This is a genomic window from Anabaena sp. FACHB-83, assembly GCF_014697485.1.
Lineage (GTDB): Bacteria > Cyanobacteriota > Cyanobacteriia > Cyanobacteriales > Nostocaceae > Nostoc_B.
This window is the reverse complement of the sequence record NZ_JACJRY010000001.1, coordinates 349486-364937: the sequence shown is the minus strand read 5'-3', so window position 1 is coordinate 364937 and position 15452 is coordinate 349486. Positions and strand designations below refer to the sequence as shown.

Annotated in this window: 16 protein-coding genes; 5 read left to right on the top strand and 11 right to left on the bottom strand. The window is 40.2% G+C overall.

Going from position 1 to position 15452, the window contains the following annotated elements; translation table 11 throughout:
* The first annotated feature begins 11 nt into the window (after positions 1-11).
* Positions 12-1505, top strand: a complete 1494-nt coding sequence (locus tag H6G79_RS01490; RefSeq protein ID WP_190588067.1) for an NAD(P)/FAD-dependent oxidoreductase — start codon at positions 12-14, stop codon at positions 1503-1505.
* 213 nt (positions 1506-1718) lie between these two features.
* On the opposite strand, the gene H6G79_RS01485 is transcribed toward H6G79_RS01490, so the two are convergent.
* The 6 genes from H6G79_RS01485 to H6G79_RS01460 all read right to left on the bottom strand — a co-directional run bounded on the left by H6G79_RS01485 (position 1719) and on the right by H6G79_RS01460 (position 6740).
* Positions 1719-2021: a type II toxin-antitoxin system RelE/ParE family toxin gene (locus H6G79_RS01485; RefSeq protein ID WP_190588066.1), complete on the bottom strand. Its 303-nt coding sequence runs from the start codon at positions 2019-2021 to the stop codon at positions 1719-1721.
* A complete protein-coding gene (locus H6G79_RS01480; RefSeq protein ID WP_190588065.1) occupies positions 2018-2287 on the bottom strand; it encodes a type II toxin-antitoxin system ParD family antitoxin in 270 nt (89 codons plus the stop codon). The genes H6G79_RS01485 and H6G79_RS01480 overlap by 4 nt, the downstream gene beginning before the upstream one ends.
* Positions 2288-2573: 286 nt before the next feature.
* Positions 2574-3950 (bottom strand): tRNA (N6-isopentenyl adenosine(37)-C2)-methylthiotransferase MiaB, encoded by a 1377-nt coding sequence (gene miaB, locus H6G79_RS01475; RefSeq protein WP_190588064.1) that lies wholly within the window; start codon positions 3948-3950, stop codon positions 2574-2576.
* Between the two features lie 434 nt (positions 3951-4384).
* Positions 4385-5185 carry a Nif3-like dinuclear metal center hexameric protein gene (locus H6G79_RS01470; protein WP_190588063.1) on the bottom strand — a complete coding sequence of 267 codons (801 nt, stop codon included), beginning with the start codon at positions 5183-5185 and terminating at the stop codon, positions 4385-4387.
* A gap of 115 nt (positions 5186-5300) precedes the next feature.
* A complete protein-coding gene (locus tag H6G79_RS01465) occupies positions 5301-6050 on the bottom strand; it encodes a hypothetical protein (protein ID WP_190588062.1) in 750 nt (249 codons plus the stop codon).
* 276 nt (positions 6051-6326) lie between these two features.
* Positions 6327-6740, bottom strand: a complete 414-nt coding sequence (locus H6G79_RS01460) for a secondary thiamine-phosphate synthase enzyme YjbQ (RefSeq protein WP_190588318.1) — start codon at positions 6738-6740, stop codon at positions 6327-6329.
* A 390-nt stretch (positions 6741-7130) separates the two neighbouring features.
* Between H6G79_RS01460 and namA the strand changes: the two genes are divergently transcribed.
* From namA to H6G79_RS01445, 3 genes are all read left to right on the top strand, one after another.
* A complete protein-coding gene (gene namA, locus H6G79_RS01455; RefSeq protein WP_190588061.1) occupies positions 7131-8198 on the top strand; it encodes an NADPH dehydrogenase NamA in 1068 nt (355 codons plus the stop codon).
* A gap of 7 nt (positions 8199-8205) precedes the next feature.
* A complete protein-coding gene (locus H6G79_RS01450) occupies positions 8206-9126 on the top strand; it encodes a DUF4351 domain-containing protein (RefSeq protein ID WP_190588060.1) in 921 nt (306 codons plus the stop codon).
* Positions 9127-9219: 93 nt separating this feature from the next.
* Positions 9220-9459 (top strand): hypothetical protein, encoded by a 240-nt coding sequence (locus H6G79_RS01445; protein ID WP_190588059.1) that lies wholly within the window; start codon positions 9220-9222, stop codon positions 9457-9459.
* Here H6G79_RS01445 and H6G79_RS01440 read toward each other — a convergent pair.
* Positions 9456-10208 carry a GDYXXLXY domain-containing protein gene (locus H6G79_RS01440; RefSeq protein ID WP_190588058.1) on the bottom strand — a complete coding sequence of 251 codons (753 nt, stop codon included), beginning with the start codon at positions 10206-10208 and terminating at the stop codon, positions 9456-9458. The genes H6G79_RS01445 and H6G79_RS01440 overlap by 4 nt on opposite strands.
* 223 nt (positions 10209-10431) lie before the next feature.
* Entirely contained in the window at positions 10432-11877 is a 1446-nt protein-coding gene (locus H6G79_RS01435; protein ID WP_190588057.1) for a DUF2157 domain-containing protein, read from the bottom strand.
* A 347-nt stretch (positions 11878-12224) separates the two neighbouring features.
* Between H6G79_RS01435 and H6G79_RS01430 the strand changes: the two genes are divergently transcribed.
* Complete coding sequence (locus H6G79_RS01430; protein WP_190588056.1) at positions 12225-13217, top strand: RsmB/NOP family class I SAM-dependent RNA methyltransferase; 993 nt, start codon at positions 12225-12227, stop codon at positions 13215-13217.
* On the opposite strand, the gene H6G79_RS01425 is transcribed toward H6G79_RS01430, so the two are convergent.
* The 3 genes from H6G79_RS01425 to H6G79_RS01415 are packed head-to-tail and all read right to left on the bottom strand — an operon-like array spanning position 13182 to position 15379.
* Complete coding sequence (locus H6G79_RS01425; protein WP_190588055.1) at positions 13182-13565, bottom strand: type II toxin-antitoxin system VapC family toxin; 384 nt, start codon at positions 13563-13565, stop codon at positions 13182-13184. The genes H6G79_RS01430 and H6G79_RS01425 overlap by 36 nt on opposite strands.
* On the bottom strand, positions 13562-13801 hold the full coding sequence (locus H6G79_RS01420) for a type II toxin-antitoxin system Phd/YefM family antitoxin (protein WP_190588054.1): 240 nt from the start codon (positions 13799-13801) through the stop codon (positions 13562-13564). Before H6G79_RS01420 ends, H6G79_RS01425 begins: the two co-directional genes overlap by 4 nt.
* A 21-nt stretch (positions 13802-13822) precedes the next feature.
* On the bottom strand, positions 13823-15379 hold the full coding sequence (locus H6G79_RS01415) for an ATP-dependent endonuclease (RefSeq protein ID WP_190588053.1): 1557 nt from the start codon (positions 15377-15379) through the stop codon (positions 13823-13825).
* Positions 15380-15452 lie beyond the last annotated feature (73 nt).

Sequence of the window (15452 nt, the reverse complement as noted above, 5' to 3'; positions counted from 1 at the left end):
ACTAACAACTAATGACCATTGATTATGATGTCGTGATTATTGGCGGTAGCCTCGCCGGACGCTATGCGGCTTTAGCTGCAACCAAATGGCACGCTAAAGTTGCCCTAGTAGAACCACAAATAAATTACGGATTTATTTATCATCACACCCTCAGCGAAATTGCCAACCGCTTACAGTCTCTCAATCAAGCTGATGGTTTTGGTATTCGTACCAATCATGCGGACATCGCCGAAAAATGCCACATATCCCTCGCGTGGCAAGAGGCAATGCTATATGCTGACACAGTTGCCGCCAACATCCAAGAACTCAATTCCCCATCCACATTAGCCGCACAAGGCGTTGATGTGATTTTTGGCAAAGGTGAATTTCAACCTTCGCCGCATTTGGCATTTGCTGTTTATCAAAATGATGAAAAATTAACTCAGTCTGCACCTCAACAAATTCTCCGCCTGTTAAGGGGACGCACCTATTTATTAGCCAGTGGTTCTCGTCCCAGAATTCCCAATATTGAAGGTTTACAAAACACTGGTTACATTACCTTAAATAATATTTGGCAATCTCTCAAAAAAAGAACATTGCCCCAAAATTGGGTAATTCTGGGTGGCGTACCTCAAAGTATTGAAATTGCCCAAACTTTAGCCCGGTTGGGTTGTACTGTGACATTAGTCATTAAACATCCTTATATTCTGCCAAATATTGACCCAGAAATTGCCCAACTGATACAGGCACAATTAGAAGTTGATGGTGTACATATTTTGACGCAAACAGTCGTCACCCAAGTCAGACAAATTGATGATAAAAAATGGGTACAAGCTGGAGATAAAGCAATTGAAACTGATGAAATTTTAGTAGCCACAGCACAACAACCAAATTTTGCATCTTTCAATTTAGCAGCCGTTGGCGTGAAATGGTATCAGCATCGTTTATTAGTCAACAATAAACTGCAAACCACCAACAACCGGATTTACGCTTGTGGTGATGTCATTGGTGGTTATGACTTTATCAACGTTGCTAATTATGAAGCCAGAATCGCCCTGAATAATGCCCTATTTTTCCCTAGATTAGAGGTGAATTATCAACACATACCTTGGGGAATATTTACCCAGCCAATGTTAGCGCAAGTTGGTTTAAATCAAACCCAAGCTATCAGGCAATTTCGCCCCGATAAATTTTTAGTTTTACGACAATATTTTAAATCTTTAGCAGCAGCCCAAATTAACAGCGAAATTACAGGTATTTGTCAATTAATTGTCCTACGTAATGGCGAAATTTTAGGGGCAACTATCTTAGGTCAAAATGCTGGAGATTTAATGAATTTAATTACATTAGCTATCAACCAAAAAATTAAAGTCAAAAATTTAGCTGACTTAGCACCTATTTATCCCAATTTTTCCGAAATTCTCACCCAAACTGCCCAAGAATATCAGCAAAGATTAAATAACCATCCAGATGTGCAAGATAGATTAGAAGGCTTCTTCCATTTCCGCCGCAATTGGAATTTGTAATAAGAGGCAGGAGGCACTCAGGCAAAGCTGGAGAAGTCAAAATTAAAAAACTAAAAATCAGATTCCTATATTTCTTGTCCGTATTCCGCGAGTGGTGCAAATGCTGTTAGTGTGTTGGTGCGCCTGGGTGATTTGATGAGTGTCGAGCGATCGCTTGTGAAATACTGGAATAAATGAAGCGTTGATTAATGGTGGGGGAATTACTTGCGATCGCTAATCTTCTTGATTTTCAAATAGTGATTTGAGATTTCTTCTACCACTAACAACTCTGACTATTTCAATATTCTCATTCATGGTTTGGTAGAAAATTATATAGCCATCTAGTGGAATACCCCGTAAACCTGGACGCAAAGCTTCATATTGTTTTCCCATTTTAGGAAAACTAACAAGTTGTCTGCATTTTCGATTAAACTCTTGCAGTAATCGTTCTCCTGCTTCGACATTTTCGGTGGCGAAGTATTCAGAAATTTGTTGTAAATCACGAGAAGCAGGTAATGAAATAATATACTTGCTCATTTCTGAGACTCTTTAATCTTTTGTAAATCTGTTAATAAATTATTAACAAAAGTCTCCCCGTCAATTCCTTCACCATTCTCTAATGATGCTATACCTTCATCAATAAGGATACGGGTTTCATCAACCCATACTTGATCTGCAAGGGTTTCTTGTTCTAGGAGTGATAATGCAGCCTGAATTACTTCGCCTACATTATTAAATCTACCTGTGGCTAGTAAATTTTGAATTAATTTTTCTTGATTGGAGGTTAATGTAATACTATTCATATAAAATTTATATAGTTTTTTCTATAGTACAACAACTAAGAATTATATAAGAAGATACTGCATAACACCCAGAAGCCTATCTGTAACAGCAGTCTCATGTTCGACTCTTTCATTGATGAGGTCATCCAATGTTTGTCTTTCTGCTTTGCTAATTTTAACGAGCAGACGGTTGACTAGTTCTTGATTATTGAACACAAAGGGTAAATGCTAAACAAAGATGTTGTTTTTAGCATTCCCAAGTAAAGTTACAGTCTAACTAAGTTACTAAACCAGAAATATACTTTACCTAACCCAAGCTTGAAACAGGTAAAGCTTGCCGCACTTCTATCGGTTCACCAGTCAAGCTAAAAGCACGAACTTCGGTGATTTTAACTTTCACCAATTGCCCTTTTAGCTCATTAATATCGCCTGTAAAAAATGTCAGACGATTACCACCTGTGCGTCCCATGACTTGAGTTTTATCTTTGGGGTTTTGGTCTTCGACTAATACTTCTTCGATGCGACCAAAATAACGCTGCGATCGCTCGGCTGCTTTAATTGCCACTAAATGATTTAATCTTTGTAGGCGATCGCTTTTTACTTCTTCACTCAGTTGATTTTCCCACAATGCCGCAGGTGTTCCGGGGCGCGGTGAATAGGCGGCTGTATTTAATTGGTCAAACCCAATATCTTCCACCAATTTCAAGGTATTCTCAAACTGTGCCTCTGTCTCACCAGGGAAACCAACAATTGCATCCGCACTAATTGACGCATCCGGCATATACTTGCGAATTGTATCAATGATGCGGCGATATTTTTCGTGAGTGTAACCCCGTGACATCGCTTTTAAGACATCGTTATCCCCAGACTGAAACGGAATATGGAAGTGTTCGCACACCTTGGGTAACTCTGCACAAGCTTTGATTAATCTTTCCGTAAAATAACGGGGGTGACTGGTAGCAAATCTTAACCGTTCTACTCCCGGCACATCATGGACGTAATAAAGTAAATCTGTGAAGGTGTGCAGATGTCGTCCTTCTGATGTTGAGCCGGGTAAATCTCGACCGTAAGCGTCAATATTTTGACCGAGTAAAGTTACTTCCTTGTAACCTTGTCTGCCTAATTCTTCCATTTCGGCGCGGATGGCTTCGGGGGTGCGGGACTGTTCTACACCACGCACGTTGGGAACTACGCAATAAGTACAGCGTTCATTACAACCGTAAATCACATTCACCCAGGCGGTAACTTTGCTGTCCCGGCGCGGTTGGGTGATGTCTTCCATAATATGCACTGGTTCAGTGGCGACAACTTGATTACCACCAAATACTGATTCCAGCAAATCTTTCAGGCGGTTGGCGTGTTGTGGCCCCATCACTAAATCTAGTTCTGGGACGCGGCGTAGCAGTGCTTCGCCTTCTTGTTGAGCGACGCAACCAGCAACGACTAAGGTTAAATCTGGTTGTTCGTGCTTACGCTTGGCTTGTCTGCCGAGGTAAGAGTATACCTTTTGTTCAGCGTTGTCTCGAATGGTGCAGGTGTTGTAGAGAATTACATCTGCATTATTGGGATCTTCGGAAAACTCAAAGCCCATGTCTTCTAAAATGCCAGCCATGCGCTCTGAGTCGGCTTTATTCATTTGGCAACCGAAGGTAGTAATGTGATAGTGGCGTTTAGAAGTGGTCATGGGAATTGTGCTTAATTAGCGTGATTAAATATGCTTGGTTTGTATCTCACGCGATGTACAACTTATTCTTGAAACCCCTCTCCAAACCTCTCCCCTGCAAGGAGAGAGGCTTTGAATATTGCTCCCCTTCCCTTGTAGGGAAGGGGTTGGGGGTTAGGTTTGAGAGAAAGTTGCACACGGCGTTATCTCTATTCTATTAGAGTATAGAAAAGACTAACTGATGGAGGAGGCGATCGCTTTATATGGTTCAAGAAGCATCGGACATCAGCCACATTGTTATTGAAGACAACACCCCTGTGGATAACTTTCCCTGGGATCAGGAAAGTTTTATACACTTGTTGGTATCATCCCATAAGTTCCAAAAGATTTATTGTAGCTGCTAATGTGGGAGTTTTCTATAGTATCGGTTTACCGCCCTTAGTCCCAGATGTCTGCTAAATTGATGCTCTAGTAAAAAACTCTCGGAAATCCTCATCTTGTTGACTTAACTGCACCCAGTCAAGGTTTAAAGAGATAAATTTTTGTGACAAGCGATCGCAAGCTGGACGTTCTGTGGCGTAATGACCTGCATCAACTAAGATTAAACCGCGATCGCGGCTTTCTTGAAACTGATGAAATTTGCAGTCAGAAGTTAAATAAACCTGCGCCCCAGTTTTTACCACCGCCGAAATGAAACTCGCGCCGGAACCACCCAAAACAGCCACCCGTGAAATTTTTTGTTGTAAATCAGCCGTGGGGGAAAAAATTAAATCAGGGGGAGAAAGACGCTGTTGAATAATGGCGAGTAACTCTTGGAATGTGAGTGATTTTTCCAGTTCACCAACTCTTCCATAACCAAAACCAGAGACAGCCGGTACTATAGGCGAGACTTGCTGAAGTTCTAAAATTTGAGCCAAGACATCGGCCGTTCCGTCTGGTACTTGGTCAAAATTCGTATGGGCAGTATATATCCCAATATTGTGAATGAAAGCTAATCGTACCATTTCCGATATTGCCTCACCACGGCGAAAAGATTTGGGAGGGGTGAAAATTAACGGATGATGGGCAAAAATCAGATTAGCACGATGGGCGATCGCTTCCTCCATCACTGCCAAAGTCGGAGTTAAACACACCAACACCCGCGCCGACTCTTGCAAAACCCCAGGCTCAACTTGCCAACCACAATTATCCCAACTTTCACACCAAGCCGGATTCGCCCATTCTTCAAACCAACTAATTAAATCAACAATTTTCATAATTCAGTAAATAGATATTTTAGATTTAAAAAACAGAAAATATTTTACCTCCTGCCTCCGGTTGGTGAGCGTACTTGTACTGAGCGCAGTCGAAGTAGCCGAACCACTGCCTTCTTCATCGCCTTTGTGGTTGAATATTCAACTGTAATGCTAACTGCTGACGTATTTCCTGAAAAGGCTGATTCCAGACAGGCTGACTATGCCAATTCCAAGCTGTGACAGGGATAAGTCCTTCACTCGCAAGATAAGTTAACAATCGATATTCATCTTCTGGTTCGCGGGAAAACGGAAAAGGATTCCGAAAACCAGTAGCACACAACTGATAATATGTCGGTTGATCGTGATTAATCCGATGAATTAATTCTTGACCTTTAGTCAGCAAATAATCTAAAAAAAACAAACTAAAAGGTTCTATATGGGCGCGATTTTGTGGGTCTTTTTGTACCCATCTTGCCCAGTCAAAACCATACATAAAATCGTGAACATAACAAAAGCGAATTTCTTGATGAATCCCAAATAACTTGCTAAGGGCAACCATTTTGTCAGTAAACATCTTTAAAAAACCAATAGCCTCATCTGCCACTGCTAAAGCTTGCCGCAAAATACTACTGACCATAAAATCGCAGTCCCAAAAAATATTGCCGGGAAAGTTTTCTAATTGAGCTTCTAAAATACATTCCAATGTACTTTGCAAATTCGATATCAGTCTAATGTCTGTAGTTTCTTCCTCAATTAAACTTTCTAATTCCGTAAAGCAAGTAATAAGCTGTTTTTGGGGATTGAGTGATAAAAGATTAACCGAATTTTGCCGCAGAAATTCATCAATAATTTGAAAGTCATAAGTAAAAGGTAAGTCTTGCTTCATACAGATTTAACTAGCCTCAGCAAGTGGTACATTTAATTTTATGAGCTTCTGTATCAAAATGCCTAAAATTATTAATCAAATATAAACAAATATTAACATTTGTTTTGATACAAAAAAAGCCGCGTTTTAGCGGACTATTTTAAGATGTTTTTTGAAAAAAACACATCTACTCTCTGCTGTCGTGAGTAGTTTATCAATCAAATAAGATGGCTATATGTGTTGCGACTCTCAACCCAGTTTAAAAATAGGAATAAACACTCATCAGCAATACTTTAATTAGCCAGAAATGTGTACAACTAACTCGCGGGTATGGCTGCGATGACGGTGTTCCCAAACATAAATTCCCTGCCAAGTCCCTAATACTAAATGACCGCGATTAATAGGTATATGTTCCGAAGTGTGAGTCAACGCAGAACGGATATGTGCTGGCATATCATCAGTCCCTTCCGCATCGTGAATGTATCCCCCCGATTCTGGGACTAGCTTGGACATAAAGTTAGCTAAATCTACCAACACATCAGGATCAGCGTTTTCTTGGATGACTAAACTAGCGGAAGTGTGGCGTAAAAATAAAGTGCAGAGTCCAGTTTCCACGCCCGACTCAGCAACTATAGATTCGATTTTGGTGGTAATATTGTGAAAAGATTTGCCAGTAGTAGAAACTCTCAGTAGCTTTTGGTAGTGAACCATTTGTAAATTCATTGACTATTCATTAATAATATAGACTTTCTTAGGCAATTAGCTGCTAAGTTCAGCCACAATTTAGCTATATTATTGAATGAATGCTCATGAGCAATAAGCATATTTTGTTAGTGAGTGCTTGGGGGCGATCGCTCACCCAAAATTTAGAGAGTTTAGTTTTATCGAGTAGGCAGTTCAAAATCAAGAATGTGAGTAAATTTTCAATGTCTATTATGATAAATTATCAATATTTCATTTATATAAATTTACAATATTTTTGGTGAAACTTACACAAGAATTATAGCCGCCTTGGTGCTTTCGGGCATTATCTAGAGACTGAACTTTTTGGAATTGACAGCAGCAGTTTTTCTACCTTAGCAAGTAAAGGAAATCATTCCAATGGCACATTTGTTTGAGGCCTTTAAGATTCGGGAAATCACCTTTCGTAACCGTATTGTCGTTTCACCCATGTGTCAATACTCTAGTACAGATGGGTTTGCAAATGATTGGCACTTAGTACATTTAGCCTCTCGCGCCGTTGGTGGTGCAGGTTTAGTATTCACAGAAGCAGCAGCAATCGAACCCCGTGGGCGAATTAGTCCACAAGACTTGGGTATATGGTCAGATGAACACATAGAAGGTTTAGCCAAAGTTGTCGAATTAATTCATAACTTTGGTTCCATAGCAGGAATTCAACTCGCCCATGCAGGGAGAAAAGCCAGCACAGCCAAACCCAGTCGCGGCGGTAAAGCCTTAGATGAATCCCAAGAAGGTTGGCGGCCTGTAGTTTCCAGTAGTGCGATCGCCTTTAGTAAAGATAGTCCAGTTCCCGAAGCCTTGAGTATTGAGGGGATTCAACAAATTATTCAAGCCTTTGTCGCCGCAACTCAACGTTCCCTACAAGCTGGCTTCAAAGTCATCGAAATTCACGCAGCCCACGGCTACCTACTCCATCAATTTCTCTCACCCTTAGCAAATCAGCGTCAAGATGAATATGGCGGTAGTTTTGAAAATCGCACACGCTTATTATTAGAAGTAGTCACATCTGTGCGCCAAATCTTACCAGAAACCTATCCTTTATTGGTGCGAATCTCCGCCACCGATTGGATAGATAAAGGATGGAACATAGAACAAAGCGTTACCTTAAGCGATAAACTCAAATCTTTGGGCGTAGATTTAATAGACTGTTCCTCTGGGGGAATTATCCCTGGCATCAATATTCCCGTCAAACCTGGTTATCAAACTCAATTTGCTGAACGCATCCGCCAGGAAGCCAAAATCCCGACAGGCGCAGTCGGCTTGATTACCTCTCCCGAACAAGCCGACCAAATTATTCGCACCGAAGTAGCAGACTTAGTTTTATTGGGGCGCGAATTACTCCGCAATCCTTACTGGCCACATCTAGCAGCCAAAAAACTAGGCTACGAAAAACTCTGGCCTGTACAATACGATCGCGCCTGGACATAATATTACAATGCCGGAACATGATCGCCTGTTCAAAGAACTACTTTCGACTTTTTTCATCGAATTCCTAGAGTTATTTCTACCACAACTTGCCAGCACAATTGATCCAAACTCCATCCGTTTTCTACCCCAAGAATATTTTGCTGACCTCACCGCAGGCGAAGATAAAATCATTGACTTGCTGGTTGAAGTCAAGCAAGCTGGAAAAGAAGTGGGCTTTTTGGTACATATCGAAAGCCAAGCTTACAGCGAGCGAGAATTCACTCGTCGTATGTTTTTCTACTTTGCACGGCTGTATCAAAAATATTTGCAACCCATCTATCCAATAGTCCTGTTTTCCTTTGATCAACCCTATCGGGAAGAACCCCATTGTCATACAGTGGAGTTTCCCGACTTGAAGGTATTAGAATTTAACTTCACAGCCATTCAATTGAATCGATTAAACTGGCGTGATTATCTCAATCAACCCAATCCAGTAGCCGCAGCCTTAATGTCAAAAATGCGGATTGCACCATCAGACAGACCAAAAGTGAAAGTCGAATGTTTGCGACTGTTGGCTACCCTAAAGTTAGATCCCGCCCGCACCCGCTTAATATCCGGCTTTGTTGATACCTATTTACAACTAAACCAGCAAGAAGAGCAAGTGTTTCAGGAAGAGATTGGTAGACTGGAAGTGAATCAGCAGGAGGATGTGATGGAAATTGTCACCAGTTGGATGAGACAGGGTATTGAACAAGGTATTGAACAGGGAGCCAACAGAGAAGCCCGATCGCTCGTTTTGCGGTTGTTGAGCCGTAAACTGGGAGAATTGCCCCAGGAAGTGCGATCGCAAATCGATGTTTTATCCCTAACTCAACTGGAATCTTTAGGAGAAGCTTTGTTAGACTTTTCCAGCCTGCTTGATTTAAACAATTGGTTAGCCCAAAATTGAGCTATGGAATCATCAAGGGGAGCTGACAATAACAACATGGATGTGTAAAGTAGTTGAGGACTATTTACTTTCTCAACTTCCAAGCATCCATCTATGGATAGAAAAACAAAACGTCTGCTGCTGCTTGTAGCTTCCTGTAGTATTGCTGGTGTCATTTTAGGTGGTACTAGCAGCTGGGCAGAGAGTCATTTTTGTTTACGCGCTAGTCAAGTTACGAGTGAATGCTTGACCCAAAACCCCGTTGAAAGAACTATACAAGGAATGAGTACAGGTCTAATCGCCGGGGCTGGGGCAGCTTTCGGTGTAGCATGGAATATCAAGCACGAAGACTAAAATTGATAGTTGCGATCGCGTACCCAAAGACTCACAGGTACAGCGTTACCCTGTGGGTCTACTTTGACTTTCACAACGATAGAACGTGATTGTCCATCTCTGGTTTGCCGTACAGCTTGGGTAACATCCCGATTTAGCTGTTGTCGTTCTTCATCCTGCACATTATAGTTTTCCACACCATACTGCACATAACCATCTTGATACACACCTTTGAGGGCTGCTTGATTGCTAGGTAAGGATCTAGGTGGATTAGTCGTTACCCGCACTGGTCGCCAAGCCCTCGGCACACCCTGACTAAAGAAAGGCTGTTCCTGTAAAATGACATACAAGTTAGTTCCTTCTAGTAATTCTCCATCCCGGCCGCGATTTCGTCGCAGTAATTCTTGCCAACCTGATAGCCTTCTGAGTGTAGAAATCCGCGAGATATTGTAGTCTAGCTCTAAAGAATTACCTTGTAAGACATTTCGAGAATTCACAGGTACAGTTTGTAAAATTACCTCTCTACCTGTGAGGGTAGTGTACATCGATAAAAAAGGCACTGCGAAAATAATTGCAGCTTGAATAGCCAAAGGAAGCACCAACCTTCCTACAGGTAAAGGCTTATTAGCTTTTTGGTCTGTAGCTAACAAATAATCACGAAACGTCAGCTTCTCAGAAAATTCCGCTTCGGGCGACCATGATTTATTCTTAGTAGATTCTGACTTACTAGATTCTGACTTTTTAGTAGATTCCGAAGATTCATTTTTCATTGGCGTAGTCCTACTATTAGGGAGAGAGAATATTAGGACTTACGCAGAGAAACAAGGGGTTAGTACAACAAGGCAAAAGGAAAAAGGCAAAAGCTAGGTGTAGGTTGGGTGGAGGAACGGAACCCAACATTCACGCATACTTTGTTGGGTTACGCTATCGCTACACCCAACCTACTTTCTCTGCGTTCATCTGCGGTTAATTTTTGTTCACGCAGAAAGAAAGTTAGGAAGATTTGGCATTACCGGAAGACTTAGAGTTAGAACCTACACGGCGTTCAAACCACAGTCCAGCACTAATCAACGCGGAACCACACATGACAAACACCAGTGACTTGAGTAGTAGTTCTGTCTCATACTCCAGCACACGACTAATTACTTGCAGAGTTAACAACAGCATACCGCCCCAAAACGATCGCCTGTCGTTAAACTTCAAGCCTTCCCGAATTAGTCCCCAAGCCAAAACTGTGAACAACACATTAAAAGCAAAAACCCCCAAATCATCGATAGGGTTAATCGCTTGATGCCAGAAAGGTACAATAGCTGTGAAGCCTAAAAAAGTCACAATCAAAGGTAGATTGAAGACTGCTTCCCGACGAATGGGGTTGTTGCGCTGGCGGACTAAAAACAACCATTGCAGTACCGCCAAGCCACTGAGGATTCCCAAGTCAATGATTGGGCGATTCATGAATATATTCATGTTATTCGTTGACGAAGAGAAATTGTAGCCGGAAGTTTGCCACAGCCAACGAAACGACAGGATATAAAAAGCTAGACCAAAAGCAATTAACGCTAAATCACGGGCTAAAGATTGAAATAGTCTGTAATTAATTGTGGGGAATAGCAGGTCATCATAGCTCCAGAATAATGCCGGTGGTAGTGTAAACGCAAAAGAGGCGACCCAAGGCGCAGCATCCGAGAGATTTGACAGTGGTAAGGGGTCGAGATTCAATTGTAAAGAACTGGCAAAAATAAAAGCAGCGATCGCAAAAATCCACCGCGAACGGCAAAAATAAGCTAAGGGGACAAACAACACCCACGACAGCAAAGGCATGTGTCTGATAACCAGTGTTGCCCAATTCCAATCATTTGCCGAATAACGCAAGTCTCCAATACCCGTCCAATACCCAATTTGGATAAGGACAATTCCCAAAATTCCCAGGGAATTTAACGACAGACTGTAAGCCATCACCAAAACGCCAAAACCCCAGGCGAAAAACAGTTCAGGCGTTGAACCGTTAATATTGAACACATCAGCCATCAAGGCGATAGTTGCACCAAACACCATCGCTGCTAAAATCAGCAACCCTTCACCCAAGAGGCGTTGACTACGTTTTGGTTTTTTGCCTTCCGGGATACCAATGGCGGCTTGTCGCCAAGTGTAAAAACCAGTGATGGTAGTAGCCATAAACAAACTCATCATGATGATGAATTTGACATCCCGCGACCATCCCAGCCAGTTAGCCGCCACAAAAGTGATAATCCCCAATGTTAGTAGGATACTACCAGTCATGACCGCAGTCATCATCGAGCGATCGCGTGCCGCAGCTTCTAAATTATTAAATTGATAACGGTCTGCTAGTTGTTGGTATTGCGAAGCACTAATGAGTCCTTCATCTCGCCATAATTGCGATTCTCGGCGTAACTTCCTCTGAAAATTATCCAATATCATGACCATCTCCAAAGCAACGAGGTAGTTTCACGGTCAAACTCTAGATTTTGGATGTTCTATTCACCCCACAAAGACAGCAGAGGGCAGATAGTATCAGGATTTACGCAGATTCTGTGATGTATTAGCATTCTTACCCGAAGCGCAGTCTTCTTCGGAAAGCCAGCCACTTTGCGTCTACGATAAATTAAGCTAAAGAGCGATTTTTGCCTAACTCCCGACCAATAAAGATTTATGGGTCAGCATAGCGGTTATTGTATTTTCAGTATGCAGCCAAGGCATGAAATAGCGTTGTTCTTGTGTAACAGTTTTACTAGGATTAAAAATACGTATAATCATTCACATAAATAATGGAAAAGCCTTCCAACTTATTACTCAAAGTCGCACGGCGTTTATTTGAAAGTCTAGAAGAACAGGAAAAATTTATCGCAGCCTTAGTTAATCCCCACGCTTTTGCTCCGTCTATTCTTTGGTGTCAGCCAAAACCAGAAACATCGCCCTTTGCAGTAGAAACACCTTTAACTTGGCAACCACAATTTATAGACAGGTTAGCTTTAGGAGAAAAACCCGGTCAACATCCCCTACATAATCAAGGATATTTCTATTGCTTAGATTTTTCTTCTGTATTTTCAGCTTCAATTTTGTTAGCAATTACGCAGCCAATCCCTACAGTTTTTGATATGTGTGCGGCTCCCGGTGGTAAAAGCGTGTTTGCGTGGAAAGCTTTGCAACCAAAATTATTGATTAGTAACGAAGTGATTGGTAAACGTTTAGGTATGTTAATTTCTAACTTAAAACGTTGCCAGATTCACCCTGCAATTGTAGTGAATCGAGATTCAAGTATTTTTGCTGAAAGTATTCCCGTATCTAGTAACTTAGTAATTGTTGATGCGCCTTGTACCGGACAATCATTACTAGCCAAAGGTGAAAAAGCTCCTGGATGTTTTCACCCCACAGCAATTAATAAAAGCGCCAATCGCCAAAAAAGAATTATTGCGAACTCTGCTCAAATAGTCGCGCCTCAAGGATATCTTGCTTATATGACTTGCACCTATTCTCCAGAAGAAAATGAACAGGTTTGTGAATGGTTTTTATCACGCTTTCCCCAGTTTCAACCAGTCAAGGTTAACCATTTAGAAGTGTATCAATCGCACCTCACAAATATTCCTTGTTACCGCATCTTTCCACAGAGTAGATTGGGTGCTGGTGCATTTGCTGTGTTGTTTCAAAATACAGCCGATGGTGAAAGTCAGGAGTTAGATTTAAGTGCTTTATCTGCTGTGTGGATGAATAGTAAAAATACACTATCAAATAGTACTAACACTATAGGCGCGGATTGCTGAATCAACTGTTGCAATTGTTAAGCCATACTGTAAAGCCTGACAGATAAGCATTCTATCAAAGGGATCTTTATGCAATGCTGGTAAACTCGCCAGTTGAGTAACGCTACCTTCATCTAAGTCCAAATTTGCAATTTGATGGCGATCGCGTTGTTTGGGAATATATATTTCAGGGGATTCTGGCAGTGGTAACTTGCCCAATTGATATTTAACAATACACTCCCATATTGAGACAACGCTGAGATAAATCTGATTATCTAGATTGCAAATAGCATTTCTAACATCTGTTGGTAGCTGTTTATCACCACTGATAAACCATAAAAAAATATGAGTATCTAGAAGAATTTTCATCCGCCCTCAAATGCGTTTAATATATCTTCAGGCAGAGGTGCATCAAAATTATCAGGTACAGTAAACTCTCCAGCACACAAACCAAACGGTCTTAGCGGCTTGTTAATACTTTGAATTGGTTTTAATTCAGCAATCTCTTTATCTGCTTGAATAATAATAAAACTTTCACCTGCCTTAACTTGATTGAGATATTTTAAGGGATCTTGTCTGATTTCATCAACTGTGATTTTTTGCATTTGAGTTATACATTAATTTAGTTAATTTAACTTCTGTGATGAATACGTAGTTAATGAGAATTGGATTGTTTTCAGAATTTCAATTACTTCTAGAGCAGATTTTTGGAACTCAATTTTTGCTTCTTCTGGTTTTTCATTCATCCACTTTATTACGTCATAAAGAAGAGCTTTTTTACATTTCTGTCGATTTTTACCACCAGGCATTTGTAGTATTGTATCTACTTGTGCTTGAAATTGTGCTGGATAGTATCGCTCAAAATCATGTTCGGAGAACTGTAGAAAATTAGTATCATTCCAACCACTAAGGGTATACTTGCTTTTTAATTTTTCAATAATTTTTGCTTCTTCATCTCCTGCATCTACAATTACCCAAGCTAAATTTTTATAAATTGGTTGTAGGTGTAAAAAGACAAATAGATTATCAAAATCTCTAAACTTAGTTTCAACTTCACTGAGTGAATTAGCTGAGTATGTACGTAGTCTCCCTTTTAAATCAGGCACGAACCAAGGTATGAGATAATCTCTGATAATTCTTTCTGCTGAGGATTCTTCAAGTATTAACCAACCTGACCACAAATCAAAATCCCAGAAATCATATCCTAGTTCTTCAAGAATTTTTCGTCTAGCTTCTGGAGTATTATCCACTTCTTCTACTTGTGATGTTGGTAAATAATCTTGAAATTGCATTGTGACTTTAAATAGTTTTGTTTTAGGCTCTGCTCCCAAATATTTAGCAACAATATTAGAATGAGTCGTTATAATAAATTGGTTGTTTTCAGATTTTTTAGCTATAAGTGATAAAAGACTTTTTAGTGCTTTTGGATGTATATCATTTTCCGGCTCTTCAATCACAAATAATTTGTTCTTTGCAAAACACAAATCTACAATTAATCCCAGCAAACTACTAATACCGTCTCCCATCATATCCAATGGAATATTTTCATAATCACTTACTATATAAGCAGCTTGTTTACCATTAGGTGATGGAATTGCTGCTATTTGGAAGCCTAATATATCTTGACACGATTCAACATACTGTTTATTGGCTGGTTTTTGAGGATTAGATATATCATCAATTTTGGCATAAAGATTTGAGAGATTATCCATTATGGAAAACGCAGTTTGTAAATTAATTTCTTCAGAAAAATTAACAACTTTTCTTTTAGATAAATATGGATATATAAAGTTTTGAGGTGCTTGATTTGAAATACTATAATTAATTGTGTCCTGCTTTTGTATACTACTGAAATTACCTCTCACATCACTTCGTAATTGAATGTTCATAGAGCCATTACTTGATAGTGAAACTTGGCTGTATATTGTTGCTTCGCTGGGAAGTATATCAGCAAAAAATTGCTCAACTTCTTGTAACTTAAGTTCTACTATTCCATCTGTCTTAGACAAGCGTAGATCCTGCTTTCGCAAATAAAATCCCTGCTGAAGCCATAATATAGATTTCAATAACGTAGATTTTCCAGAGTTATTGGGGCCTATAATTAAATTAATACCTTGAGATAATTGAACACTTGCATTAGCAAAACATCGGAAGTTTTGTAAGTTAATTTCTGAAATCCACATATAAGTTCATCGTAAAGCTATAAAAAATAGACTAAATAAGTATAACTGACGTTTTAGTACTTAAGTACTACAT

What these genes read in the sequence shown, in the direction of transcription:
- H6G79_RS01490 (WP_190588067.1), top strand. Translation starts at nt 12, where the DNA reads ATGACCATTGATTATGATGTCGTGATTATTGGCGGTAGCCTCGCCGGA.
- H6G79_RS01485 (WP_190588066.1), bottom strand. Translation starts at nt 2,021, where the DNA reads ATGAGCAAGTATATTATTTCATTACCTGCTTCTCGTGATTTACAACAA.
- H6G79_RS01480 (WP_190588065.1), bottom strand. Translation starts at nt 2,287, where the DNA reads ATGAATAGTATTACATTAACCTCCAATCAAGAAAAATTAATTCAAAAT.
- miaB (WP_190588064.1), bottom strand. Translation starts at nt 3,950, where the DNA reads ATGACCACTTCTAAACGCCACTATCACATTACTACCTTCGGTTGCCAA.
- H6G79_RS01470 (WP_190588063.1), bottom strand. Translation starts at nt 5,185, where the DNA reads ATGAAAATTGTTGATTTAATTAGTTGGTTTGAAGAATGGGCGAATCCG.
- H6G79_RS01465 (WP_190588062.1), bottom strand. Translation starts at nt 6,050, where the DNA reads ATGAAGCAAGACTTACCTTTTACTTATGACTTTCAAATTATTGATGAA.
- H6G79_RS01460 (WP_190588318.1), bottom strand. Translation starts at nt 6,740, where the DNA reads ATGGTTCACTACCAAAAGCTACTGAGAGTTTCTACTACTGGCAAATCT.
- namA (WP_190588061.1), top strand. Translation starts at nt 7,131, where the DNA reads ATGGCACATTTGTTTGAGGCCTTTAAGATTCGGGAAATCACCTTTCGT.
- H6G79_RS01450 (WP_190588060.1), top strand. Translation starts at nt 8,206, where the DNA reads ATGCCGGAACATGATCGCCTGTTCAAAGAACTACTTTCGACTTTTTTC.
- H6G79_RS01445 (WP_190588059.1), top strand. Translation starts at nt 9,220, where the DNA reads ATGGATAGAAAAACAAAACGTCTGCTGCTGCTTGTAGCTTCCTGTAGT.
- H6G79_RS01440 (WP_190588058.1), bottom strand. Translation starts at nt 10,208, where the DNA reads ATGAAAAATGAATCTTCGGAATCTACTAAAAAGTCAGAATCTAGTAAG.
- H6G79_RS01435 (WP_190588057.1), bottom strand. Translation starts at nt 11,877, where the DNA reads ATGATATTGGATAATTTTCAGAGGAAGTTACGCCGAGAATCGCAATTA.
- H6G79_RS01430 (WP_190588056.1), top strand. Translation starts at nt 12,225, where the DNA reads ATGGAAAAGCCTTCCAACTTATTACTCAAAGTCGCACGGCGTTTATTT.
- H6G79_RS01425 (WP_190588055.1), bottom strand. Translation starts at nt 13,565, where the DNA reads ATGAAAATTCTTCTAGATACTCATATTTTTTTATGGTTTATCAGTGGT.
- H6G79_RS01420 (WP_190588054.1), bottom strand. Translation starts at nt 13,801, where the DNA reads ATGCAAAAAATCACAGTTGATGAAATCAGACAAGATCCCTTAAAATAT.
- H6G79_RS01415 (WP_190588053.1), bottom strand. Translation starts at nt 15,379, where the DNA reads ATGTGGATTTCAGAAATTAACTTACAAAACTTCCGATGTTTTGCTAAT.